This window comes from Variovorax sp. DAIF25, assembly GCF_050711835.1.
Classification (GTDB): domain Bacteria; phylum Pseudomonadota; class Gammaproteobacteria; order Burkholderiales; family Burkholderiaceae_C; genus Variovorax.
The window spans coordinates 671110-694997 of sequence record NZ_CP136636.1 but is presented as its reverse complement, the minus strand read 5'-3'; the positions used below and the strand labels follow the sequence as shown (position 1 = coordinate 694997).

At 68.1% G+C, this 23888-nt stretch carries 23 protein-coding genes; 4 read left to right on the top strand and 19 right to left on the bottom strand.

The window, feature by feature from the left end:
- Positions 1-12 precede the first annotated feature (12 nt).
- The 3 genes from R0232_RS03300 to R0232_RS03290 all read right to left on the bottom strand — a co-directional run bounded on the left by R0232_RS03300 (position 13) and on the right by R0232_RS03290 (position 2255).
- Positions 13-720, bottom strand: coding sequence for a MotA/TolQ/ExbB proton channel family protein (locus R0232_RS03300; protein ID WP_431511228.1), 708 nt, complete (start codon positions 718-720; stop codon positions 13-15).
- 28 nt (positions 721-748) lie between these two features.
- Positions 749-1513: a 4-hydroxy-tetrahydrodipicolinate reductase gene (gene dapB, locus R0232_RS03295; protein WP_431512854.1), complete on the bottom strand. Its 765-nt coding sequence runs from the start codon at positions 1511-1513 to the stop codon at positions 749-751.
- Between the two features lie 178 nt (positions 1514-1691).
- On the bottom strand, positions 1692-2255 hold the full coding sequence (locus R0232_RS03290) for an outer membrane protein assembly factor BamE (RefSeq protein ID WP_093350499.1): 564 nt from the start codon (positions 2253-2255) through the stop codon (positions 1692-1694).
- An 87-nt stretch (positions 2256-2342) separates the two neighbouring features.
- Between R0232_RS03290 and fur the strand changes: the two genes are divergently transcribed.
- Positions 2343-2762, top strand: coding sequence for a ferric iron uptake transcriptional regulator (fur, locus tag R0232_RS03285; protein ID WP_057593829.1), 420 nt, complete (start codon positions 2343-2345; stop codon positions 2760-2762).
- 1 nt (position 2763) lies between these two features.
- Here the strand turns inward: fur and hprK are convergent, their stop codons facing one another.
- From hprK to R0232_RS03265, 4 genes are all read right to left on the bottom strand, one after another.
- Positions 2764-3723, bottom strand: coding sequence for an HPr(Ser) kinase/phosphatase (gene hprK, locus R0232_RS03280; RefSeq protein ID WP_057593828.1), 960 nt, complete (start codon positions 3721-3723; stop codon positions 2764-2766).
- A 98-nt stretch (positions 3724-3821) separates the two neighbouring features.
- Positions 3822-4289, bottom strand: a complete 468-nt coding sequence (locus R0232_RS03275; protein ID WP_057593827.1) for a PTS sugar transporter subunit IIA — start codon at positions 4287-4289, stop codon at positions 3822-3824.
- Positions 4290-4498: 209 nt separating this feature from the next.
- Positions 4499-4828 (bottom strand): ribosome hibernation-promoting factor, HPF/YfiA family, encoded by a 330-nt coding sequence (gene hpf, locus R0232_RS03270; protein WP_093246312.1) that lies wholly within the window; start codon positions 4826-4828, stop codon positions 4499-4501.
- Between the two features lie 343 nt (positions 4829-5171).
- Positions 5172-7304 (bottom strand): ATP-dependent helicase, encoded by a 2133-nt coding sequence (locus R0232_RS03265; RefSeq protein WP_431511227.1) that lies wholly within the window; start codon positions 7302-7304, stop codon positions 5172-5174.
- Positions 7305-7534: 230 nt separating this feature from the next.
- On the opposite strand from R0232_RS03265, the gene corA reads away from it, so the two are divergent.
- Positions 7535-8521, top strand: a complete 987-nt coding sequence (corA, locus tag R0232_RS03260) for a magnesium/cobalt transporter CorA (RefSeq protein WP_057593823.1) — start codon at positions 7535-7537, stop codon at positions 8519-8521.
- Here corA and R0232_RS03255 read toward each other — a convergent pair.
- The 10 genes from R0232_RS03255 to R0232_RS03210 all read right to left on the bottom strand — a co-directional run bounded on the left by R0232_RS03255 (position 8514) and on the right by R0232_RS03210 (position 19734).
- Entirely contained in the window at positions 8514-9248 is a 735-nt protein-coding gene (locus R0232_RS03255; RefSeq protein WP_431512853.1) for a 5'-methylthioadenosine/adenosylhomocysteine nucleosidase, read from the bottom strand. The genes corA and R0232_RS03255 overlap by 8 nt on opposite strands.
- Positions 9249-9287: 39 nt before the next feature.
- Complete coding sequence (locus tag R0232_RS03250) at positions 9288-10919, bottom strand: ABC transporter substrate-binding protein (protein WP_093350493.1); 1632 nt, start codon at positions 10917-10919, stop codon at positions 9288-9290.
- 44 nt (positions 10920-10963) lie between these two features.
- A complete protein-coding gene (locus R0232_RS03245) occupies positions 10964-12001 on the bottom strand; it encodes a dipeptide ABC transporter ATP-binding protein (RefSeq protein ID WP_431511226.1) in 1038 nt (345 codons plus the stop codon).
- The gene (locus R0232_RS03240; protein ID WP_431511225.1) at positions 11998-13035 is read right to left on the bottom strand and encodes an ABC transporter ATP-binding protein; all 1038 of its coding nucleotides are present in this window, start codon (positions 13033-13035) and stop codon (positions 11998-12000) included. Before R0232_RS03240 ends, R0232_RS03245 begins: the two co-directional genes overlap by 4 nt.
- A gap of 17 nt (positions 13036-13052) precedes the next feature.
- Positions 13053-13961: an ABC transporter permease subunit gene (locus tag R0232_RS03235; protein ID WP_093350484.1), complete on the bottom strand. Its 909-nt coding sequence runs from the start codon at positions 13959-13961 to the stop codon at positions 13053-13055.
- 4 nt (positions 13962-13965) lie between these two features.
- Positions 13966-14970, bottom strand: coding sequence for an ABC transporter permease subunit (locus tag R0232_RS03230; protein WP_431511224.1), 1005 nt, complete (start codon positions 14968-14970; stop codon positions 13966-13968).
- A 50-nt stretch (positions 14971-15020) separates the two neighbouring features.
- The gene (locus tag R0232_RS03225) at positions 15021-16700 is read right to left on the bottom strand and encodes a long-chain-fatty-acid--CoA ligase (RefSeq protein WP_431511223.1); all 1680 of its coding nucleotides are present in this window, start codon (positions 16698-16700) and stop codon (positions 15021-15023) included.
- Between the two features lie 104 nt (positions 16701-16804).
- Positions 16805-18229: an NAD(P)(+) transhydrogenase (Re/Si-specific) subunit beta gene (locus tag R0232_RS03220; protein WP_093350476.1), complete on the bottom strand. Its 1425-nt coding sequence runs from the start codon at positions 18227-18229 to the stop codon at positions 16805-16807.
- Entirely contained in the window at positions 18226-18558 is a 333-nt protein-coding gene (locus R0232_RS03215) for an NAD(P) transhydrogenase subunit alpha (RefSeq protein WP_296793494.1), read from the bottom strand. The genes R0232_RS03220 and R0232_RS03215 overlap by 4 nt, the downstream gene beginning before the upstream one ends.
- Before the next feature lie 33 nt (positions 18559-18591).
- Positions 18592-19734, bottom strand: coding sequence for a Re/Si-specific NAD(P)(+) transhydrogenase subunit alpha (locus R0232_RS03210; protein WP_431511222.1), 1143 nt, complete (start codon positions 19732-19734; stop codon positions 18592-18594).
- 451 nt (positions 19735-20185) lie between these two features.
- On the opposite strand from R0232_RS03210, the gene R0232_RS03205 reads away from it, so the two are divergent.
- Together R0232_RS03205 and R0232_RS03200 are read left to right on the top strand one after the other, a co-directional pair.
- Complete coding sequence (locus tag R0232_RS03205; RefSeq protein ID WP_208511317.1) at positions 20186-20914, top strand: response regulator transcription factor; 729 nt, start codon at positions 20186-20188, stop codon at positions 20912-20914.
- A 190-nt stretch (positions 20915-21104) separates the two neighbouring features.
- Positions 21105-21587, top strand: a complete 483-nt coding sequence (locus R0232_RS03200; protein ID WP_431511221.1) for an NUDIX hydrolase — start codon at positions 21105-21107, stop codon at positions 21585-21587.
- Positions 21588-21715: 128 nt separating this feature from the next.
- Here the strand turns inward: R0232_RS03200 and mnmA are convergent, their stop codons facing one another.
- Together mnmA and R0232_RS03190 are read right to left on the bottom strand one after the other, a co-directional pair.
- Entirely contained in the window at positions 21716-22828 is a 1113-nt protein-coding gene (gene mnmA, locus R0232_RS03195; RefSeq protein ID WP_431511220.1) for a tRNA 2-thiouridine(34) synthase MnmA, read from the bottom strand.
- A gap of 64 nt (positions 22829-22892) precedes the next feature.
- The gene (locus R0232_RS03190) at positions 22893-23885 is read right to left on the bottom strand and encodes an LLM class flavin-dependent oxidoreductase (RefSeq protein WP_431511219.1); all 993 of its coding nucleotides are present in this window, start codon (positions 23883-23885) and stop codon (positions 22893-22895) included.
- Positions 23886-23888: the final 3 nt, after the last annotated feature.

Here is a 23888-nt window from a genome sequence, read left to right as displayed (position 1 = left end):
GGGCGAAGCGGTTCAGACCGGCATCGGCCGCGCGGGCGGCGGCGCGGCCGGCACCGCCGCGGGCGCTTCGCCGAAGCTGCCGAGCAGGTCGTGGGCGAAGCCTTCGAGCTCGGCCTCGACGCGGCCGATGACGCGGCCGAAGACGTTGTAGGCCAGCACGGCCGGGATCGCCACCGCGAGGCCGAAGGCGGTCATCACGAGCGCCTCGCCGACCGGGCCGGCCACCTTGTCGATGGTGAAGCCGCCGGCCTGGCCCGCGATGCCCACGAGCGCGCCGTAGATGCCCCAGACCGTGCCGAGCAGGCCGACGAAGGGCGCCGTGGCGCCGACCGTGGCGAGCAGGATCTGCCCGGCCTGCAACCGGCGCAGCGCGCCGTGCAGCGCCTCGCGCAGCACGCGCGTGAGGCGCTGGTTGCGGTCGCCCGCGGCGCCGAGGGTGGCGGCGTCGCGGTCCTGCGTGGCCGCGGCCTGGCGCAGCGCCGCGACCGTGGGCAGCACCAGCGCCGAACGGTCGAAGGCCTGCAGCCGCTGTTCGGCTTCAGCGAGGCTGGTCGACTGCCAGAAGGCCGCGATGCTGCGAAGCACGTCGCGCGTGCCGCCGCGCAGCAGCCAGCCCTTCCAGAGGATCACGACCCAGCTCGAAATCGACATCGCGAGCAGCAGCGCGGCCACCGAGCGGCTGACGCCGTCGCCGTGGGTCAGCAGTTCGAGGACGCTCATCGTCGGGGATGGCGGAGGAAGGCCGGGCTCAGCGCAGGCCGAGCACGTCGAACATGTCGAACAGGCCGGCGCGCTGGTCGGCCAGGAAGCGCACCGCGCGCAGGCTGCCCTGCGCGTAGTTGGCGCGGCTCGAGGACTTGTGGGCGATCTCGATGCGCTCGCCGGTGCCGGCGAACAGCACCGTGTGGTCGCCGACGATGTCGCCGCCGCGCACGGTGGCGAAGCCGATGGTCGACGGGTCGCGCTCGCCGGTCACGCCTTCGCGGCCGTAGACCGCGCATTCCTTGAGGTCGCGGCCCAGCGCGTCGGCGATGACCTCGCCCATCTTGAGCGCGGTGCCCGAGGGGGCGTCGATCTTGTGGCGGTGGTGGGCTTCGACGATCTCGATGTCGTAGCCGGTGGACAGCGCCTTGGCCGCCATTTCGAGCAGCTTGAAGGTGACGTTGACGCCCACGCTCATGTTGGGCGCCATGACGATCGCGATGTCCTTGGCGATCTCGGCGATCTCGGCCTTCTGCGCATCGCTGAAGCCGGTGGTGCCGATCACGGCCTGCACGCCGAGTTCGCGGCAGACGGCGAGATGCGCCATCGTGCCCTCGGGGCGGGTGAAGTCGATCAGCACCTGGGCGTCCTGCAGGCCCGCGCGCAGGTCGGCGGCGATGGCCACGCCGCTGGCGAAGCCGAGGAAGGCGCCCGCGTCGCTGCCGATGGCGGGGCTGGCGGCCACGTCGAGCGCGCCGGCCAGGCGGCAGTCGGGGGTGTTGCGAACCGCCTCGATCAGCATGCGGCCCATGCGGCCCGACGCGCCGGCGACGGCGACCCGGCGCGCGGCCGGCGTGGAGGAGGTGGTGGTGTTGGAGTCGGTCACGCGGATTCGGGCTTGCTTGCCGTCGGAGGACGGTAGGGACGATGGGTGGGGAAACCGCGCCGCCCCGCCAAGCCAGGTTCGGCGCGCCGGCCGGGCGCCGCTTTTAGCGCGCGGCCTCGAGCGGCGGGTAGGCGGCCGGCAGCGGGGGCAGCGTGGCGGGCGCCTTGCTCTCGGTGTCGGTGGCTTTCCGGTCGCCCTTGGGGTCGAACTTCTTGAGTTCTTCTTCGGTGGCCTCGAGCGGCGGCACCTTGCCGGTCTTCTTGCGGGTGTCGAGCGTGGCGACGAATTCTTCCTCGCTCGGCATCTCGCCGCCTTCCCAGCGCTCGAGCTGCTCGCCGTTGAAGAAGACGGTGAAGCGGCGTTCCTGCGGCTCCACGCCCTGGCGCCGGATCGTGAAGACGTAGTCCCAGCGGTTCGAGTGGAAGATGTCGGTGAGCAGCGAGGTGCCGAGGATCTCGCGCACTTGCTGGCGCGACATGCCCGTCTTGAGCGCCGCGACCTGTTCCTTGGACACGAAGTTGCCCTGGACCACCTCGACCTTGTAGGGAGTGACGGCCGACAGCGCGCCACGCGAGCGCTCGCTGAAACCGCTGCAGGCACCGAGGCCCAGGGTGACGGCAACGGCCGCAGCCAGCAGCCAGGGACGGCGTTGGAAAATGGCAGGCATTGGGGGAAAAGGGGGTAGCGATATGATCGGCCATTGTAGCGGCTGGCCCCTCCGGGGCCTTTGGCTGCCCAGGGCGCAGGAACCATCATGGCCAACATCGACGAACTCAAGAACACCGGCCTCAAGGCCACCCTGCCGCGGCTGAAGATTCTGGAAATCTTCCAGACCGGCGGCCAACGCCACATGACCGCCGAGGACGTGTTCCGGGTGCTGCTCAACGAGCATTCCGACATCGGCCTGGCCACCGTCTACCGGGTGCTCACCCAGTTCGAGCAGGCCGGCATCCTCGAGCGCAGCCATTTCGAGAGCGGCAAGGCCGTCTACGAACTCAACGAAGGCACGCACCACGACCACCTGATCTGCACCGCCTGCGGCAAGGTCGAGGAGTTCTACGACGCCGAGATCGAGCGCCGCCAGCAGCTGGTGGCCAAGGACAAGGGCTGGATCCTGCAGGACCACGCCATGTCGCTCTACGGCTTGTGCGGCGACTGCGTCAAGAAGCGCTGAGCTAGTCCGCGTCGCGCGCGCTTTCCATCGCCTTGTGGTGGCGCGCCACGAAATCGGCATAGGTGTCGATGCCGCGCAGCTGCAGGATCGAATTGCGCACCGCGGCCTCGACCAGCACGGCGATGTTGCGCCCCGCCACCACCTGGATGATGACCTTGCGCACCGGGATGCCCAGCACGTCCTGCGTGAGCGGGGTCGAGGGCATGCGCTCGTAGTCGCGCTCGAAGCTGTCGCGCCGCACCAGGTGCACGATGAGCTTGAGCCGCATCTTCCGCCGCACCGCCGTCTCGCCGAAGATCGCGCGGATGTCGAGCAGGCCGATGCCGCGCACCTCGAGCAGGTTGAGCAGCAGGTCGGGGCAGCGGCCCTCGATGGTGTTCTGGTTGATGCGGTAGAGATCGACCGCATCGTCGGCCACCAGGCCGTTGCCGCGCGAGATCAGCTCGAGGCCGAGTTCGCTCTTCCCGAGGCCCGACTCGCCCGTGATCATCACGCCCATGCCCAGGATGTCCATGAACACGCCGTGCATCGAGGTGCGCTCGGCGAAATGCTTGGACAGGTAGGCGCGCAGCAGGTCGATCACGAAGGCCGAGGACTCGCGCGTGGCGAACAGCGGCAGCTGGGCGCGCTCGCAGATCGACAGCAATTCGTCGGGCGCGGCCTGGCCGTCGGCCAGCACCAGCATCGGCGGCTCGAGCGTGACGATGCGGGCGATGCGCCGCGCGGTGTCCTCGGGGCTGCCGCGCGTCAGGTAGGCGACCTCGCGCGCGCCGAGGATCTGCACGCGGTACGGATGGATGTAGTTGAGGTAGCCGACCAGGTCGGCGGCCGACTGGGCGCGGCTGATGACTTCGGGATCGAACTGGCGCTCGGACGCGCCGAGTCCCGCGAGCCATTCCCAGCGCAGCGAGCCGCGGAACTCCTCGAACATGGCATCGGCGCTGATGACGGTCGGCTTCATGCGTTCAGGGCGCGGCGCGCGGCACCGCTTCGGAAGTGAGGGGGACGGGAAGAAGGGCAGCGCAGCTTAGCAGCAGCCACGCCCCGCGAGCCATGGGCTCAGGCGACTTGCGTGGAGTGCCAGCCGGCGATCAGGCCGTGCAGCGCGGCCGCGTCGGTGCTCGACTTGATCTGCTCGCGCAGGCCGGCATCGCTCAGCAGCTCGGCGATCTCGGAGAGGATTTCGAGGTGCTTCTGCGTCGCGGCTTCGGGCACCAGCAGGAAGATCAGCAGGCCGACCGGCTGCTCGTCGGGGGCATCGAAGCCGATCGGATTCGCGAGCTGGAACACCGCGGCCATCGGCGCCTTGAGGCCCTTGATGCGGCCGTGCGGAATGGCGACGCCATGACCGAGGCCGGTGGAGCCGAGGCGCTCGCGCGCGAAGAGGCTGTCGGTGATCAGGGCGCGGCCCAGCCCGTGAAGGCTTTCGAACAGCAAGCCGGCTTCCTCGAAAGCACGCTTCTTGCTGGTGGCGTCAACGCTCACAAGCACTTGAGCGGGCGGCAGGATGGACGCGAGACGATTCATGGTGGGTCAGAGCGGGGGCGATTATGCACCTGCTTGGTAAAAACCCCCACTCCGCTTATCTACTTTCTGGTTACATGTTGCCCGCAGGCCTCGCTTCCCTCGACAGAGGCCCTTCAAACCCTTGATGGGCAGTCGGAAAAGCCCATGAAAAAGCCGCCCGGAGGCGGCTTCGAGAGTCTCCGGCGCGACAGCCGGGAACCCGCTTCGTCTTACATCAGGCGCTTGGGCGCGCTGTGGTGATGGTCCTGCAGGCGGTCCTTGTGGCGCACCACCTGGCGATCGAGCTTGTCGACCAGTTCATCGACCGCGGCATAGAGATCAGCGTGGCTCGACTCCGCGAACATGTCATTGCCCTTGACGTGGATGTTGCACTCGGCCCGTTGCCGGCGTTCCTTTTCCTTCTGCTTTTCCACCGTGAGGATCACCTTCACGTCGACCACCTGGTCGAAATGTCGGGTGATCCGGTCCAGCTTGCTCGTGACGTAGGTGCGCAAGGCAGGGGTGACGTCGAGGTGATGACCGCTGATCGTCAAATTCATGAATGACCTCCTGGAATTGACGGTTGGGGAAATGACCATCGCTGCGGATACAGCGCGGCCGGCGAAAACGGTTGTGGGGCTGGGAGAAGAAGAGGGAGAGGGGAAGAGAGAGGGGGTGCGGGAGAGGAGAAGGTCGATTCACTATGCCCAAGCTGTCACGGTATTGCAATACCGGGGGATGCCCGGATGACGCGCCGGCGGACCGCGTCGCATGCTCAGCTATTTCTTCCATAGCAGGCCCCAGCGGCCCCGCAAGCTGCGGGCCGCATTGCGAACCATTGCTGCCGCGCCCATCTTTCGCGCCCTCCGCGCATGACCCTGCTGAAGAAAGGGCCGGGCTTGCTCAGCGCCAGGCGGCGCGCATCCGGTTGCGCAGGTCGATCACCGCGGCCGGCGGCGGCACTGCCGGCGCGCGCGGCGGCGGGGGCGGCCAGGTCTGGGCCTCGAAGCGCGCGAGGTCGGCATCGGGAATGAAGCGGCTGCGGTTGGCATAGAGATGCCGATCGCCGCGCGCGGCCTGCTGCGGGATGTAGAAGCGCTGCGGCACCAGCAGGTGCAGGTGGTCGCGGGCCCGGGTCATGGCCACGTAGAGCAGGCGCCGCTCCTCCTCGAGCTCCTGCGCGCTCTGCGCCACGTCGGCCGGCATGCAGCCGTCGACCACGTTGAGCACGTGGACGGAGTTCCACTCCTGGCCCTTGGCCGAATGGATGGTCGAGAGGATCAGGTAGTCCTCGTCGAGCAGCGGCGGCCCCGGCCGGTCGCTGGTGGCTTCGGGCGGATCGAGCGTGAGCTCGGTGAGGAAGCGTTCGCGCGAGGCGTAGCCCGAGGCCATGTGCACCAGTTGCTCGACGTCGCCGCGGCGCGTGCCCGCGGTGTCGTCGTAGAGCCGCTCGAGGTGCGGCAGGTACCAGTCCATCGCGATGCCCACGTCGGCCGGCCAGGCCAGCGACGGCGCGCGCAGCGCGGCATAGGCCTCGGCGAAGGCGGCCCATTCGGCGCGCGCGGCGCTCGGCGGCACGAAGTCGCGCAGGGCGACGGCCGGATCGGCCGCCTGGTCCATCGCGTCGAGCAGCTTCGCGCTGGTGGCCGGCCCGATGCCCGGGATCAGCTGCGTGACGCGAAAGCCCGCCATGCGCCCGCGCGGGTTCTGCGCGAAGCGCAGCACCGCGAGCAGGTCCTTCACGTGCGAGGCCTCGAGGAACTTGAGCCCGCCGTACTTCACGAACGGGATGTTGCGGCGCGCCAGCTCGAGCTCGAGCGGCGCGCTGTGGCTCGAGGTGCGGAACAGCACCGCCTGCGACTTGAGCGCGAGCCCGCCCTCGCGGTGCGCGAGCACCTTGTCGGCCACCCAGCAGGCCTGCTGCGATTCGTCGGGCACGCGCACGATCTGCGGCCGCCCGGCCGAGGGCTTGTCGGTCCACAGCGTCTTGGCATGGCGCTCGGCCGCATGCGCGATGCATGCGTTCGACACGTCGAGGATCGGCTGGGTGGAGCGGTAGTTGCGCTCCAGCGTGACCACGCGCGCCGGTCGCGAGAACTGCGAGGGGAAGTCGAGGATGTTGCGCACCGTCGCGCCGCGGAACGAGTAGATCGACTGCGCGTCGTCGCCCACCACCGTCACGCCCCGGCCATCGGGCTTGAGCGCGAGCAGGATCGAGGCCTGCAGCAGGTTGGTGTCCTGGTACTCGTCGACCAGCACGTGGTCGAAGCGCGCGCCCAGGTGCTGCGCCAGCGTGGGCTCCTCCATCATGCCGGCCCAGTAGAGCAGCAGGTCGTCGTAGTCGAGCACGTTCTGCTGCTGCTTGGCCTCGACGTAGGCGCCGAACAGCTGCTGCAGCTCGACGCCCCATTCGGCGCACCACGGAAAGGACTGCTTCAACACCGACTCGAGCGGCGCGCGCGTGTTCACGCAGCGCGAATAGATCGACAGGCAGGTGCCCTTGTGCGGAAAGCGGCGCGCGCTCGACGAGAAGCCGAGTTCGTGCCGCGCCAGCCCCATCAGGTCCTCGGCGTCGCCGCGGTCGTGGATGGTGAAGTTGTCGTCCAGCCCGATCTGCGCGGCGTACTCGCGCAGCAGCCGCGCGCCGATGCCGTGGAAGGTGCCGGCCCAGGGCAGCGCGGGCGCGGTGTGGGCCTGCAGCCCCAGCACGCGCGCGAGCACCTGGCCGGCGCGCTGCGCCATTTCCTGCGCGGCGCGGCGCGAGAAGGTCAGGAGCAGCAGGCGCTGCGGGTCGACCCCGCGCGCGATCAGGTGCGCCACCCGGTGCGCCAGCGTGCTGGTCTTGCCCGAGCCGGCGCCGGCGATGACGAGCAAGGGCCCTGCATCGGCCGCGTCCGGCGCGCCACCAGCCAGCGCCTCCACCCCGTGCTCGACCGCCGCGCGCTGCTCGTCGTTGAGGCTGGCGAGGGCGGCCGCGAGGCGCTCGGCCTGGGTCGCCGGCGGGGTGGAAAAGACGGGGGACACGGCGCTCGGCATGGGCGCCACTCTACTGGATGTTCGTCCAGTCCAGCCAACTCTGCGCTCATTCGCCGATGACATAATCGCGCCTCGCTGCAACTGGAGACCGCATCGTGGAAACCGCCCCGTCTCGGCAGCTTTCAACTCCCGGCTGAGTCCGGCCGACCGGGTCCGGGATTTGAAAGCGCCCCCTTTCTCGCCCCCCGCCCGTCCGCCCCATCGCCCCAGCCATTTCACGGGAGTGAGCCATGCTCAATATCTTCACGCTCGCCAACGGCCGCCTCGTCCAGGAAGAGATCGAGGCCCTCGAGGAGCTCTCCCGCTTCCAGCCGATCTGGGTCGACCTCGAATCGCCCACGCTCGAGGAGAAGCGCTGGATCAAGCAGTACTACGGTCTCTCGATCCCCGAGGACGCGATGGACGAGGACATCGAGGAATCGGCGCGCTTCTATGAAGAGGACAACGGCGAACTCCACATCCGCAGCGACTTCCTGATCGACGACGACGAAGCCCCGCGCGCGGTGCGCGTCGCGTTCATCCTCAACCAGCACAACACCGACCTGCGCAGCCGCGGCGTGCTGTTCTCGATCCACGACGAGGACGTGCCCGTGTTCCGCCTGCTGCGCATGCGCGCGCGCCGCGCACCGGGGCTGATCGAGGACGCGAAGGAAGTGATGCTCAAGCTCTTCGACGCCGACGCCGAGTACTCGGCCGACTCGCTCGAGAACATCTACGACGAACTCGAGGCCGCCAGCAAGAAGGTGCTCTCGGGCAACGTCAGCGACGAGCTCGCGGGCGAGGTGCTGGGCGCCATCGCGCGCCAGGAAGACCTGAACGGGCGCATCCGCCGCAACGTGATGGACACGCGCCGCGCGGTCAGCTTCATGATGCGCAGCAAGATGCTCAATGCCGAGCAGTTCGAGGAGGCGCGGCAGATCCTGCGCGACATCGAATCGCTCGACAACCACACGGCCTTCCTGTTCGACAAGATCAACTTCCTGATGGATGCGACCGTCGGTTTCATCAACATCAACCAGAACAAGACGATCAAGATCTTCTCGGTGGCCAGCGTCGCGCTGCTGCCGCCGACCCTGATCGCGAGCATCTACGGCATGAACTTCAAGTTCATGCCCGAGCTCGACTGGGCCATGGGCTATCCCTACGCCATCGTGCTGATGGCCGCGAGCGCGCTGGTGCCGATGTGGTACTTCCGCCGGCGCGGCTGGCTCAAGTAGAAGGCTGGGCGGCGAGCCAGGCGGCGACCAGCGCGAGGCTGTAGCGGCTCGCGACCTCGGCGACGAAGCGCGCGAAGTCGCCATGGGCCTCGTCGTCGGCACGGTCCGAGATCGTGCGCATCGCGGCGAAGGGCACGCCGTAGTCATGGCACACCTGCGCCACCGCGGCGCCCTCCATCTCCACGGCCAGCGCATCGGGCAGCGCGCGGCGCAACGCCTCGCTTTCGGCCGCGGTCGCGACGAAGCGGTCGCCGCTGATCAGCAGGCCGCGATGCACGGTCGGCGAACGCAGGCCGAATTCGTCGACGGCGCCCTGCCCCACCAGGGCCACGGGATCGCGCAGGGTCTGCCCGGCCACGGCCGCCAGCGCATCGCCGATCGCCGCATCGGCCTTGAAACGCGAGATCCCCATCAAGGGCACCTCGTGCTTCGGAAAGAGCGGCGAGGCATCCATGTCGTGCTGCAACAGCTCGGTCGCCACGACCACGTCGCCAACCCGTACGCCCGGCGCGAGCCCGCCCGCGACGCCGCTGAACACGATGGCGCGCACGCCGAAGCGCTCGAGCAGCAGCGTGGCCGTCACCGCGGCCGCGACCTTGCCGATGCGCGACAGCACCGCGACCACGGGTTGGCCCTGCAGGTGGCCGACCCAGAAGTCGCGGCCCGCGACGCGCACGCGCTGCTCGTCGGGCATCAGCGCGAGGAGCGCCTTGAGCTCCTCGTGCATCGCCGCGACGATCGCGATGGGTGCGGTGGCGCCCACCGCTTACTTGATGTCCACGCCGTAGAAGGTGTGGCGGCCGAAGGGGCTGAGCTTGAAGTCGATCACTTCCTTGCGCACCGGCTTGAGCTGCACCGCGTGCGCGATGGTGAACCACGGCGCCTGCTCCTTGAAGATGACTTGCGCCTTCTTGTAGAGCGCGTCGCGGTCGGCCTGCTTGGTCGCGCTCTTGGCCTTCACCACGATGTCCTCGTAGGGCTGGTAGCAGAACTTCGAGATGTTGCTGCCGCTCGCCGACTTGGCCGAGGCGCAGCCCAGCAGCGTGTAGAGGAAGTTGTCGGGGTCGCCGTTGTCGCCGGTCCAGCCCAGCATGCCCATCTGGTGCTCGCCGGCCTGCAGCCGCTTGCGGTACTCGCCCCATTCGAAGCTCTTGATCTCGGCCTTGACGTTGATCTTGGCGAGGTCGGCCTGCATCAGCTCGGCGATGCGCTTGGCGTTCGGGTTGTAGGGCCGCTGCACCGGCATGGCCCACAGGTCGGTCGAGAAGCCGTCGGGGAAGCCGGCCTGCGCCAGCAGCTTCTTCGCGGCCTCGGGATCGTAGGGGTCGTCCTTCACAGCATCGTTGTAGGACCACATGGTCGGCGGGATCGGGTTCTTCGCGGCCACGCCGGTCGAGAGGTAGACGCCGTCGATGATCGCCTTCTTATTGATCGCCATGTTGATGGCCTTGCGCACGCGCACGTCGTCGAAGGGCTTCTTGGTCGTGTTGTACGAGAGGTAGCCGACGTTCAGGCCCGGCTGCTCGAGCACCTGCACGTTCGGGTCCTTGCGGATCGCATCGAGGTCGGCCGGGTTCGGATAAGGCATGACGTGGCATTCGCCCTTCTGCAGCTTGGCCCAGCGCACCGAGGCGTCGGGCGTGATCGCGAACACCAGGTCGTCGATCTTCGCCTTGCCGCCCCAGTACTGCGGGAAGGCCTTGAAGCGGATGACCGCGTCCTTCTGGTACTGCACGAGGTAGAACGGGCCGGTGCCGATCGGGTCCTGGTCGACCTTCTCGGGCGTGCCGGCCTTGAGCATCGCGATCGCGTACTCCTTCGACTGGATGCCCGCGTACTGCATCGCGAGGTTGGCGAGGAACGGCGCCTCGGCCTGGTTGAGCGTGATCTTCACCGTGTAGTCGTCGATGCGGTCCACCGACTTCAGCAGCTTGGGCATGCCCATGTCGTTGAAGTAGGAGTGGTTCTGGCTCGTGACCTTGAAGAAGGGATCGCTCTCCTTCCACTGGCGATCGATCATGAAGATGAAGTCGTCGGCGTTGAAGTCGCGCGTGGGCTTGAAGCTCTTGCTCGTGGTGTGCCACTTCACGCCCTTGCGCAGGTGGAAGGTGTAGACCGTGCCGTCGGCCGAGATGTCCCACTTCTCGGCCAGGCCCGGCACGACCTTGGTGCCGCCGCGCTCGAACTCGACGATGGTGTTGTAGACCTGCGTGGTCACGTCGAACGAGGTGCCGGTGGTGTTCATGCCCGGATAGAAGTTCTCGGGGCTGCCTTCGGAGCAGTAGACCAGCGTCTTGGCCGACACCGCGCCGCAGGCCAGGGTCAGCGCCGCGATCGCCACGGGTGCCAGCAGCGCCAGCCGTCGTGCGCGGCGCGGGAGGAAGGAACGGTTCGTCATGGGAACTCCTTGAGACACGGGTTGGAGAAAACGGAAAGCGGGTTTCAGGGATTCATCGCGACGGGCGCGACGAACGGCGGTGCCGACGGCAGATCGGCGCGCACCACCGGCGCGCCTTCGAGAAAGCGCTCGGCGTAGTGGCAGGCGACGCGCCGCTGGTCGAGCTCGCGCAGCGCGGGTCGCTCGTCGCGGCAGCGCTGCGTGACATGCGGGCAGCGCGTGCTGAAGACGCAGCCCGGCGGCGGCGACAGCGGCGACGGCAGCTCGCCCTTGAGCACGATGCGCTGGCTGCTGAGGCCCGGCGTGGAGGCCAGCAGCGCCTGCGTGTAGGGATGCAGCGGGCGCTCGAAGATGCGCGCCTTCGGCCCCTGCTCCACCGCATGGCCGAGGTACATCACGAGCACGTCGTGCGCGATGTGGCGCACCACGCCGAGGTCGTGCGAGATGAACAGGTACGCCAGGCCGAGCTCGGCCTGCAGGTCGGCCAGCAGGTTCAGCACCTGGGCCTGGATCGACACGTCGAGCGCCGACACCGGCTCGTCGGCCACCACCAGCCGCGGCTCGAGCATCAGCGCGCGCGCGATCGCGATGCGCTGGCGCTGGCCGCCCGAGAACATGTGCGGATAGCGGTTGGCATGCTCGGGCCGCAGGCCCACGCGCGCGAGCATCTCGCGCGCCTTGGCGGCACGCTCCGCCTTGCCGAGCGTGGTGTTGATGGCGAGCGGATCCTCGAGCACTGCCGCGACCTTCTTGCGCGGATTGAGCGAGCCGTAGGGGTTCTGGAACACCAGCTGCACGGCCTGGCGCAGTTCACGGCGGCGCTCGGACGGCGGGTTCACCGCATCGTGGCCGACCAGCGTGAGCTGGCCCGCCGTCGGCTTCTCGATCAGCGCGACCATGCGCGCGAGCGTCGATTTGCCGCAGCCCGATTCGCCGACCACCGCGAGCGTGCGGCCGCGCTCGAGCCGGAACGAGATGTCGCCCACCGCGCGCAGTTGCGCGTTCGGGCGGAACAGGCCGCGGCGCACCTCGTAGATGCGCTGCAGGTTCTTCGCCTCGACCACGATTTCCGCGGCGCTCACGATGCGGCCTCCTCGACGCGCGGCAGGCGCGGCCGGTCGCGCTCGATCGCGGCCATGCGCCCCGGTTCGCCGAGCGGGAAGTGACAGCGCACCTGCGCGCCGGGCAGTGCCTCGACGCCGCGCAGGGCCGGGCGCACCTGGCAGGCGCGCGTCGTCAGGTAGCCGCAGCGCGGCGCGAACAGGCAGCCCGCGGGCCGGTCGTGCACGCCCGGCACCACGCCCGCGATGGTGGCGAGCCGGCCGTCGGGCGGCGCGCGCTCGGGCAGCGCGGCCAGGAGCGCCTCGGTGTAGGGATGCTGCGGCGTCGCGAACAGCCGGTCCACGCGCTGCTGCTCCATCACCTGGCCCGCATACATCACGGCGATGCGTTGCGCCATCTCGCTGACCACGCCCATGTTGTGCGTGATCAGCACCAGCGCCATGCCGCGCTCCTTCTGCAGGTCGCGCAGCAGGTCGAGGATCTGCGCCTGGATCGTGACGTCGAGCGCGGTGGTCGGCTCGTCGGCGATCAACAGGCGCGGGTTGCAGGCGATCGCCATCGCGATCATCACGCGCTGGTTCATGCCGCCCGAGAGCTGGTGCGGATAACTCGAGAGGCGCGACGACGCGGCCGGGATACCGACCTGCTCGAGCAGTTCGGTGGCGCGCTTCCTGGCCGCGCGCCGGTCGAGCCCGAGGTGCAGGCGCAGCGTCTCCATCAACTGGAAGCCGATGGTGAAGCAGGGGTTGAGGCTGGTGGTGGGCTCCTGGAAGATCATCGCGACCTCCTTGCCCACCAGCGCGCGGCGCGCCTTGTCGGAGATGCCGAGCAGGTCGCGACCCGCGAAGCGCATGTGGTCGGCGCGCACGCGGCCCGGGAAGCCGATCAGCCCCATCAGCGCCATCATGGTCACGCTCTTGCCCGAGCCCGATTCGCCGACGATGCCGAGCACCTCGCCCTCCTCGAGCGAGAGGCTCACGCCGTCGACCGCATGCATCACGCCGCGCTGGGTCGGGAATTCGACGTGCAGATCCTGGATGTCGAGCAAAGGCATCGATGCGTTCCCTTGCTTCAGCGCTTGAGCTTCGGATCGAGCGCGTCGCGCAGACCGTCGCCCAGCAGGTTGAAGGCCAGCACCGCCGCGAGGATCGCGAGGCCGGGAAAGGTCACGACCCACCAGGCGCGCAGCACGAACTCGCGCGCGTCGGCCAGCATGGTGCCCCACTCGGGCGAGGGCGGCTGCGCGCCGAGGCCGAGGAAGCCGAGCGCGGCGGCGTCGAGGATGGCGGTGGAGATGCCGAGCGAGGCCTGCACGATCAGCGGCGCCGCGCAGTTGGGCAGCACCTCGCGGAACATCAGGCGCAAGGTGCCGGCGCCGCTGACGCGCGCCGCGGTCACGTAGTCGCGCGAGACCTCGGCGATGACGGCCGCGCGCGTGATGCGCACATAGTGAGGCAGCACGACGATGGCCACGGCGAGCATCGCGTTGATGAGGCCGGGCCCGAGGATGGCCACGATCACGATCGCGAGCAGCAGGCTCGGCAGCGTGAGGATGATGTCCATCAGCCGCATGATCGCGATCTCGAGCACGCCGCGGAAGAAGCCCGCGACCAGGCCGAGCACCACGCCCACCACCACCGAGATCGCGACCACCGCGACGCCGATCGACAGCGACAGGCGCGCGCCGTACATCAGGCGCGAGAGGATGTCGCGGCCGATGGCATCGGTGCCCAGCAGGTAGGTGAGCGAGCCGCCCTGCTGCCAGGCCGGCGGCTGCAGGAACACGGCGCTGTTGGTCTGGTTCGGCGCATGCGGCGCGATCCACGGCGCGAGCAGCGCGACCAGCAGCAGCACGACGATGGTCACGAGGCCGATCACCGCGCCGCGGTTGGCGGAGAACGCACTCCAGAATTCGCGCCAGGGTCCGGGCGGCGTCGAGGCGGCGGGGGCCGCGTTCGCGAGGGTGTGGGTCGATGCCATGGATTCAGCGCCGGATGCGGGGGTTGATGACGCCGTAGGTCACGTCGACCAGCAGGTTGACCAGCATCACGATGGCGCCGAGCAGCAGCATGCCGCCCTGCAGCACCGGATAGTCGCGCCGGCCGATGGCCTCGATCAGCCACTTGCCGACGCCGGGCCACGAGAAGATGGTCTCGGTGAGGATGGCGCCGGTGAACAGCACGCCCACCTGCAGGCCGATCACCGTGACGACCGGGATCAGCGCATTGCGCAGCGCATGCAGGCCCACCACGCGAAAGCGCGACAGGCCCTTGGCGCGCGCGGTGCGGATGTAGTCCTCGCCGAGCACCTCGAGCATGGCCGAGCGCGTCATGCGCGCGATCACCGCCAGCGGCACCGTGCCCAGCACCACGGCCGGCAGCACGAGGTGATGCAGCGCCGACCAGAAGGCATCGATCTCGCCGGCGCGCAGTGCATCGAGCAGCAGGAAGCCGGTGTCGGGCTCGACGTAGTACTGCACCGCGATGCGGCCCGAGACCGGCGTCCAGCCGAGCTGCACCGAGAAGAAGAGGATGAGCAGCAGGCCCCACCAGAAGATCGGCATCGAGTAGCCGGTGAGCGAGGTGGCCATCACGCCGTGGTCGAAGATCGAGTTGCGCCGCACCGCCGCGAGGATGCCCGCCGGCAGGCCCAGCACGAGCGCGAACACGATCGCGCAGACCCCGAGTTCGATGGTCGCGGGAAAGAGCGCGAGGAACTCGTTCATCACCGATTCCTGCGTGATCAGCGACTTGCCGAGGTCGCCGTGCAGCACGCGCGCGATGTAGATGCCGTACTGCACGATCACCGGCTTGTCGAGGCCGTAGGCCGTGAGCAGCTCGGCGTGGCGCGCGGGGTCGATCCCGCGCTCGCCGGCCATGGTCTCGATGGGGTCGCCCGGCACCAGCCGGATGAGGAAGAAGGCAAGCAGCGTCATGCCGAAGAAGGTCGGCACCAGCAAGCTCACACGCGTGAGTAGGAAGCGAAACATCGACCCGCAATATGCAAGATCGATGCCGCGGCCCCACCCGGGCCGAACCCTTACTTTTTGGCGTCGCGCAACTCTCTGCGCAGGATCTTTCCGACCGGTGTCTTCGGCAAGTCAGTGCGAAACTCTACGATTCGCGGTTGCTTGTAACCCGTAAGGTTTGCTCTGCAGTATTCGCGCACCTGCGCCTCGGTGAGCGACTCGTCCTTCTTCACGATCACGAGCTTCACGGCCTCGCCGGTCTTCTCGTCATTCACGCCCACGGCCGCGCATTCGAGCACGCCCGGAATCTGTGCGACCACGTCCTCGATCTCGTTCGGGTACACGTTGAAGCCCGACACCAGGATCATGTCCTTCTTGCGATCGACCACCTTGAAGTAGCCGCGCTCGTCGACCACGCCGATGTCGCCGCTCTTGAAGTAGCCGTCGCTGGTCATGACCTTCGCGGTCTCGTCGGGGCGCTGCCAGTAGCCGGCCATCACCTGCGGTCCCTTGATCGCGATCTCGCCGGGCTCGCCGAGCGGCACCTCGTTGCCGTTGTCGTCGAGCAGCCTGAGCCAGGTGCTCGGCAGCGGCACGCCGATGGTGCCGGTGTAGGCCTTGCTGTCGGTCGGGTTGCAGGTGGTCGAGGGCGAGGTCTCGGACAGGCCGTAGCCTTCGCAGATCGGGCAGCCGGTCTTCTCGAGCCAGAGCTTCGCGACCGCGGCCTGCACCGCCATGCCGCCGCCCACCGAGACCTTGAGATTCGACCAGTCGACGGTGTTGAAGTCGGGATGATTGGCCAGGCCGTTGAACAGCGTGTTGACCGCGGGGAAGCTGTGGATCGTGTGCTTCGACAGCTCCTTGAGCACCGCGGGCAGGTCGCGCGGATTCGGGATCAGGATCAGCTTGCCGCCCGTGCGCATGCTCAGCATCATGCCGACCGTGAACGCGAAGATGTGATACAGCGGCAGCGCGCACACGCTCGTGGGCTGCTCGCCGGCGGGCACCTTGCGCATCACCGGCTCGTTCCAGGCCTCGGACTGCAGCACGTTGGCGATCACGTTGCGATGCAGCAGCACCGCGCCCTTCGACACGCCCGTGGTGCCGCCGGTGTACTGCAGCACCGCGACGTCGTCGGCGCCGATGGCCGGCGGCTGCAGCGTGCGACCCGCGCCCTGGTCGAGCGCGTCGTTGAAGCGCACCGCGCCCGGCAGGTTGAAGGCCGGCACCAGCTTCTTGACGTTGCGCACCACGTAGTTGACAAGCGCGCCCTTGAGGAAGCCGAGGCGGTCGCCCATCGAGGCCAGCACGATGTGCTTGATCGGCGTGGCCGCGATGCACTGCTGCAGCGTGACGCCGAAGTTCTCCATGATGACGATCGCCTTCGCGCCCGAGTCCTTGAGCTGGTGCTCGAGCTCGCGCGGCGTGTACAGCGGATTCACGTTCACGAGGATCAGGCCCGCGCGCAGGATGCCGGCCACCGCGATCGGGTACTGCGGGCAGTTGGGCATCATGGCCGCGACGCGGTCGCCCTTGGCGAGGCCCAGGCCCTGCAGGTAGGCCGCGAAGGCCTTGCTGAGCTTGTCGGTCTCGGCATAGCTCACGTCCTTGCCCATGAAGCTGTAGGCCGTGCGGTCGGCGTACTTCGAGAAGCTCTCTTCCATGAGACCGACCAGCGAGGCGTACTGCGATGGGTCGATGTCGGCAGGCACGCCTTGCGGGTAACTGCTGAGCCAGGGACGATCGGTCATGGATGTGTCTCCTCCGGAGTCGGATTGGGATGAAAACGAAAACGGCGCCTGAGCGGCGCCGTAAGGGTTTGCCCGCAGAGCGCGGGCCGGGACGGAACCTCGGCCTATTCGATGGCCTTGCCCATATCTTCCACTACTTTTTTAGCATCACCAAAGACCATCATGGTCTTGTCCATGTAGAACAGCTCGTTGTCCAGGCCCGCGTAGCCCGCGGCCATGGAGCGCTTGTTCACGATCACCGTCTTGGCCTTGTAGGCCTCCAGGATCGGCATGCCGTAGATCGGGCTGCCCTTGGTGTGCGCGGCCGGGTTCACCACGTCGTTGGCGCCCAGGATGATCGCCACGTCGGCCTGGCCGAACTCGCCGTTGATGTCCTCCATCTCGAACACCTGGTCGTACGGCACCTCGGCCTCGGCCAGCAGCACGTTCATGTGCCCCGGCATGCGCCCGGCCACCGGATGGATCGCGTACTTCACCGTGATGCCCTTCTCGGTGAGCTTGGCCGCGAGCTCCTTGACCGCATGCTGCGCACGCGCCACCGCCAGGCCGTAGCCCGGCACGATCACCACCGTCTCGGCATTGCCCAGCACGAAGGCCGCGTCGTCGGCGCTGCCGCTCTTGACCGGGCGCTGCTCCTTCGCGCCACCCGTGGCCGCCGCAGCGTCGCCGCCGAAGCCGCCCAGGATCACGTTGAAGAACGAGCGGTTCATCGCCTTGCACATGATGTAGCTCAGGATCGCGCCCGAGCTGCCCACCAGGCTGCCCGCCACGATCAGCATCGCGTTGTTCAGGCTGAAGCCGATGCCCGCGGCCGCCCAGCCCGAGTAGCTGTTGAGCATCGACACCACCACCGGCATGTCCGCACCGCCGATCGGGATGATGATCAGCACGCCCATCACGAAGGCCAGCGCGAGCATCGCGAAGAAGGCGGTCCAGTTCTCGGTCGCCATGAACACCAGGCCCAGGCCCACGGTCGCCAGGCCCAGCACGAGGTTGAGCATGTGCTGGCCCGCGAACTGCACCGGCGCGCCCTGGAACAGGCGGAACTTGTACTTGCCCGAGAGCTTGCCGAAGGCGATCACCGAGCCGCTGAAGGTGATGGCGCCGATGGCCGCGCCCAGGAACAGCTCCAGGCGGTTGCCCGCGGGGATCGGATCGCCCTTGAGCGCGATGTTGAAGGCATGCGGCTCGGCCACGGCGGCCACCGCGATGAACACGGCCGCGAGACCGATCATGCTGTGCATGAAGGCCACGAGCTCGGGCATCTTGGTCATCTCGACCTTGTTGGCCATGTAGGCCCCGAGGCCGCCGCCCACGACCAGCGCGACCAGCACGTAGGCCAGGCCCTCGAGGTTGCCGCTGGCGAGCTTGTAGATCAGCGCGCCGGTGGTCAGCACGGCGATCGCCATGCCGGTCATGCCGAAGACGTTGCCGCGGATCGAGGTGGTGGGATGGCTCAGGCCCTTGAGCGCCTGGATGAAGCAGATGCTGGCCAGCAGGTACAGCAGGGTGACGAGGTTCATGCTCACTTGGAAGCTCCCTCGGCGGCTGCGGCAGCGGGTGCCTTCTTTTCCTTCTTCTTGAACATCTCCAGCATGCGCCGCGTGACCAGGAAGCCGCCGAAGACGTTGACCGCCGCCAGCGCGACGGCCAGCACGCCCATGGTCTTGCCCAGGCCGGTCTCGGTGAGCGCGGCGGCCAGCATGGCGCCCACGATGACGATCGCCGAGATGGCGTTGGTCACGGCCATCAGCGGCGTGTGCAGCGCGGGCGTGACGGTCCACACCACGTGGTAGCCCACGTAGATGGCCAGCACGAAGATGATGAGGTTGATGACGGTGTGAGAGACGATGTCCATGGTTTCTTCTCCTCGCGTGTTCGGCGTGTTCGCTTACTTCTTCGTGACCTGGCCGTCCTGCGAGACGCGGCAGGCGGCGACGATGTCGTCCTCGAGGTCGATCTTCAGCGTGCCCTCCTTGGTCAGCACGAGCTTGAGGAAGTCGAGCACGTTGCGCGCGTACAGCGCCGACGCGTCGGCAGCCACCAGCGCGGCGAGGTTCGTCTCGCCGACGATGGTCACGCCGTGCTTGACGACGGTCTTGTCGGCTTCGGACAGGGGGCAGTTGCCGCCAACCCCTCCATCTGGATTGACCGGGCCCTTGCCGGCGGCAATGTCGACGATGACCGAACCCGGCTTCATCGACTTGACCATGTCCTCGGTGATGAGGGTCGGCGCGGCACGCCCCGGGATCAGCGCGGTGCTGATGACGACGTCGGCCAGCGCCACGCGCTTGGCGACCTCGGCCTGCTGGCGCGTGAGCCAGCTCGCGGGCATCGGGCGGGCATAGCCACCCACGCCTTCGGCCGCGTCCTTCTCTTCCTGGGTCTCGTAGGGCACGTCGATGAACTTGCCGCCCAGCGATTCGATCTGTTCCTTGACGCTCGGGCGCACGTCCGAGGCCTCGATGACCGCACCCAGGCGCTTGGCCGTGGCGATGGCCTGCAGGCCCGCGACACCCACGCCGAGGATCACGACGCGCGCGGCCTTCACGGTGCCGGCGGCGGTCATCAGCATCGGGAAGAAGCGCTGGTACTTGTCGGCGGCGATCATCACGGCCTTGTAGCCGGCGATGTTGGCCTGGGAGCTGAGCACGTCCATGCTCTGGGCACGGGTGGTGCGCGGGGCGGCCTCGAGCGCGAAGCCGGTGAGGCCGGCGGCGGCCACGCGTTGCAGGCCGGCGGCGTCGAAGGGGTTGAGCATGCCCACGAGCACGCTGCCGGACTTGGCGAGCGCGCATTCGGCGTCGCTCGGCGCGCGCACCTTGAGCACGATGTCGGCGCCGAAGGCACCGGCCTGGTCGGTGATCTCGGCACCGGCCGCCTGGTAGGCCGCGTCGGTCACGCTGGCCGCCACGCCCGCGCCGCTCTGCACACGCACCGTGTGCCCCAACGCCACCAGTTTCTTCGCCGTCTCCGGGGTCACGGCCACTCGGGTTTCGCCTGTCGTTGTCTCGGCAGGCACGCCTATCAGCATAGAGTTCTCCTCAGGGCAAGGTGCAGCGCGAAATGCGGGCGAAGCTTACAGCAAGACATTCGGCCCGATCTGTCGCGCAAGGGGCGAAGTATCCATGCTCCAACGTCCGTGGCTGCTGAAAATCTAGCTATCCATTTGATAGCTTATTGGTGATGGATCGGCGGCGCTCCCTCTGGTGCGCTGTAAGGAAACCGGTCTCAGGCGGCGCCGGGGCGGCGTCCCCCCATGCAGCGCAAAAACAACGCCCCGACGCCTGCACGCACTCCGTGTCATCCAAAGGACAAAGTTGTGCGCCTTTGTAATGATTCTCCGGTGCATCCATTTAAAAGGTCGGTTCATGTGCATTAGTTGCAGGGCAGATTACTTACCTTAGACGCAGATAGATACACTTCGCCTCACTTGGAGTCGTACATAGAGGCGGCCCATGGGAGGAAGTAAGGGGGTAATAAAAATGCGCATTGCTGTCCTCGACCACGAGGCCCATCAGAGAAAACTGATTCATCAGACCATGGCGTCGCTCGGGCACGAGTGCCATGAGTACGCAGATGGAAAGTCGCTGTTGCATTCGATGCGACGACAGACCTTCGATCTGCTGCTTCTCGACTGGCATCTGCCCGACATCCGTGGCCTCGACGTCGTGAAGACGATTCGCCACGACCTGAAGAGCCGTCTGCCCGTGCTGTTCGTCACCGCGCGGCGCGACGACGCCGACATGGTCGCCGGGCTCAATGCGGGGGCCGACGACTTCATGAGCAAGCCGATCCAGGCCACCGAGCTCGAGGCGCGCGTCAACGCCCTGCTGCGGCGCTCGTACCCCGCGCAGCACGAGACCGAGCTGGTCTTCGGCCCCTACCACTTCTACCCGCCCTCGCGAACGCTCAAGGTGCGCGGCATGCCGGTCGAGCTCAAGAACCGCGAGTACGAGCTGGCGCTGTTCCTGTTCCAGAACCTCGGCCGCCTGCTGTCGCGCGAGCACTTGCACGAAGCGGTGTGGGGCCTGGGCGTCGAGGCGCTCTCGCGCTCGCTCGACACCCACATCTCTCGCCTGCGCACCAAGCTCGACCTGCGGCCGTCCAACGGCTTCCTGCTGCTGGCGATCTACGGGCTCGGCTACCGGCTCGAAACGGTCGAGGCCGGCCAGCTCGGCTCTCGCGGGCCCGAGCTGCGCAGCAGCCCCTGAGCGCGTCGGTGGTCCGCCGCGGCGGACCACGCGACAACCCGGCGCTGCGCTCTTGGGGGAGGCAAACGCAGCAACCGGGTTCTCGCGGCCATCCATCGCCTTCGGCTTCGCGTCCAATACGGGGATGATTCGCGCGGCGGCGTGCCGGCCAGGCCCGGGCCTCGCGCGACCGTCGAAGGAAGCCGTCCCCATGAACACCACCGTCCGCTGGAAACCCAACGTCACCGTCGCCGCGGTGATCGAACGCGAAGGCCGCTTCCTGCTGGTCGAGGAACACACCGATCAGGGCCTTCGCCTCAACACGCCGGCCGGCCACCTCGACCCCGGCGAATCGCCCGCCGAGGGCTGCGCACGCGAGGCGCTCGAGGAAACCGCCCATGCCTTCACGCCGACCGCGCTGATCGGCATCTACCTCGCGCGCTCGGCCGACGACCCCCATGTGACCTACATGCGTTTCGCCTTCAGCGGCGAGCTCGGCGAACGCGAAGCGGGCCGGGCGCTCGACGCCGGCATCGTGCGCACGCTCTGGATGACGGCCGACGAGATCCGCGCCAGCGTGGCGCGGCATCGCAGCCCGCTGCTGCTGCAGTGCGTGGAAGACCACCTGGCCGGCCAGCGGCATCCGCTGGACCTGATTCATGTCGACGATTCGGTGCGGCAGAAACCGCGCTGAGCAGACTCAGAAGGCGTGAAGGAACCGTCGCGAGCGCCCCGAGGTCGCGTCGAGGACCGGAGCCGTACTGACGTACGGCGAGGACCGCAGATGCGAGATCGGGGCGCGCAGCAGGTTCATTCATGCCTTCAGACGATCACGCCGCCGCCCAGGCAACGCTCGCCGTCGTAGAGCACCGCCGACTGGCCCGGCGTCACCGCCCATTGCGTCTCGCCGAAGCGCAATGCGAAGGCATCGTTGCGCGGTGCGTCATCGCCCTCCACCATCTCGCAGGCCGCGTCGGCCTGCCGATAGCGCGACTTGGCCCCATAGGCACCCGGCACCGGCGGCTCGCCCGCCACCCAGCTCGCGCCGTCGGCGCGCAGCGAAGTCGACAGCAGCCAGGGATGATCGTGGCCCTGCACCACCCACAGCGTGTTGTTCTCGACGTCCTTGCGCGCCACGAACCACGGCGAGTGGTCGCCCGCGCCGCGCTGCGCGCCCTTTTCCTTCACGCCGCCGATGCCCAGCCCCTGGCGCTGGCCCAGCGTGTAGAAGCTCAGGCCCTGGTGCTCGCCGAGCTTGCGGCCGCGGTCGTCCTTGATCGGACCCGGTTCCTTCGAGATGTAGCGGTTGAGGAACTCGCGGAACGGCCGCTCGCCGATGAAGCAGATGCCGGTCGAGTCCTTCTTCTTCGCGTTCGGCAGGCCGATCTCCTCGGCGATGCGGCGCACCTCGGTCTTGTGCAGCTCGCCGACCGGGAACAGCGTCTTCGACAGCTGCGCCTGGTTCAGGCGGTGCAGGAAGTAGCTCTGGTCCTTCGAGGGGTCGAGCCCCTTGAGCAGCTCGTGCCGGCCCGTGGCCTCGTTCAGCCGCACGCGCGCGTAGTGGCCGGTAGCGATCTTCTCGGCACCCAGCCGCATCGCATGGTCGAGGAAGGCCTTGAACTTGATCTCGGCATTGCACAGCACGTCGGGGTTGGGCGTGCGGCCGGCCTTGTACTCGCGCAGAAACTCGGCGAACACGCGGTCCTTGTAGTCGGCCGCGAAGTTCACGTGCTCGATCTCGATGCCCAGCACGTCGGCCACGCTGGCGGCATCCACGAAGTCGATGTTCGACGAGCAGTACTCGCTGTCGTCGTCGTCTTCCCAGTTCTTCATGAAGATGCCGACCACCTCGTGCCCCTGCTGCTTGAGCAGGTGCGCGGTCACCGCGGAATCCACACCGCCGCTCAGCCCGACCACGATCCGTTGCTTTGCCATAGGGGCGACATTGTCCCAGCCCCGGCGAGGCGGGGTCGGCGTGGGGAAATCCGGGGGTGCCCGCTCAGGCGCGCAGGCTGTCCCGGATGCGGGCCAGCAGCTCGTAGGAGCGCAGCCGCGAGGCGTGGTCGAAGACCTGCGAGGTGATCATCAGCTCGTCGGCGCCGGTGCGCTCGATGAAGGCCTCCAGGCCAGCGCGCACGGTGTCGGGCGAGCCCACGGCCGAGCACGACAGCACCGAGTCGAGCAGCGCGTTCTCGGCCGGGCCGACCTTCTGCCGGTAGCCCTCGACCGGTGGCGGCAGCCGGCCGGGCCGGCCGCTGCGCAGGTTGACGAAGGCCTGCTGCCACGAGGTGGCGCGGAACTCGGCCTCGGCGTCGGTGTCGGCCGCGAACACGTTGAAGCCCAGCATCACGTAGGGCTTGGCGAGCTGCGCCGAGGGCTTGAAGGTCTCGCGGTAGATCTGGATCGCCTGCATCATCTGCTGCGGCGCGAAGTGCGAGGCGAAGGCATAGGGCAGGCCCAGGTGGGCGGCCAGCTGCGCGCCGAAGGTGCTCGAGCCGAGGATCCACACCGGCACCTCGAGCCCGGCGCCCGGCACGGCGCGCACCGCCTGCTGCGGGTTCTTCGACATGAAGTCCATCAGCTCGATCACGTCCTGCGGGAACTGGTCGGCGTCAGACTCGAGGTTGCGGCGCAGCGCGCGCGCGGTGCGCTGGTCGGAGCCGGGGGCGCGGCCCAGGCCCAGGTCGATGCGGCCCGGGTAGAGCGATTCGAGGGTGCCGAACTGCTCGGCGATGACCAGCGGCGAATGGTTGGGCAGCATCACGCCGCCGGCGCCGATGCGGATCGTCGAGGTGCCCGCGCCCACGTGCGACAGCAGCACCGCGGTGGCCGCGCTGGCAATGCCCGGCATGCCGTGGTGCTCGGCGAGCCAGTAGCGGCGGTAGCCGAGCTTTTCGCCGTGCTGCGCCAACGACAGCGAGTTGCGAAAGGACTGCGCGGCATCGCTGCCTTCGACGATCGGGGAGAGGTCGAGGATCGAGAAATCGGTCATCCG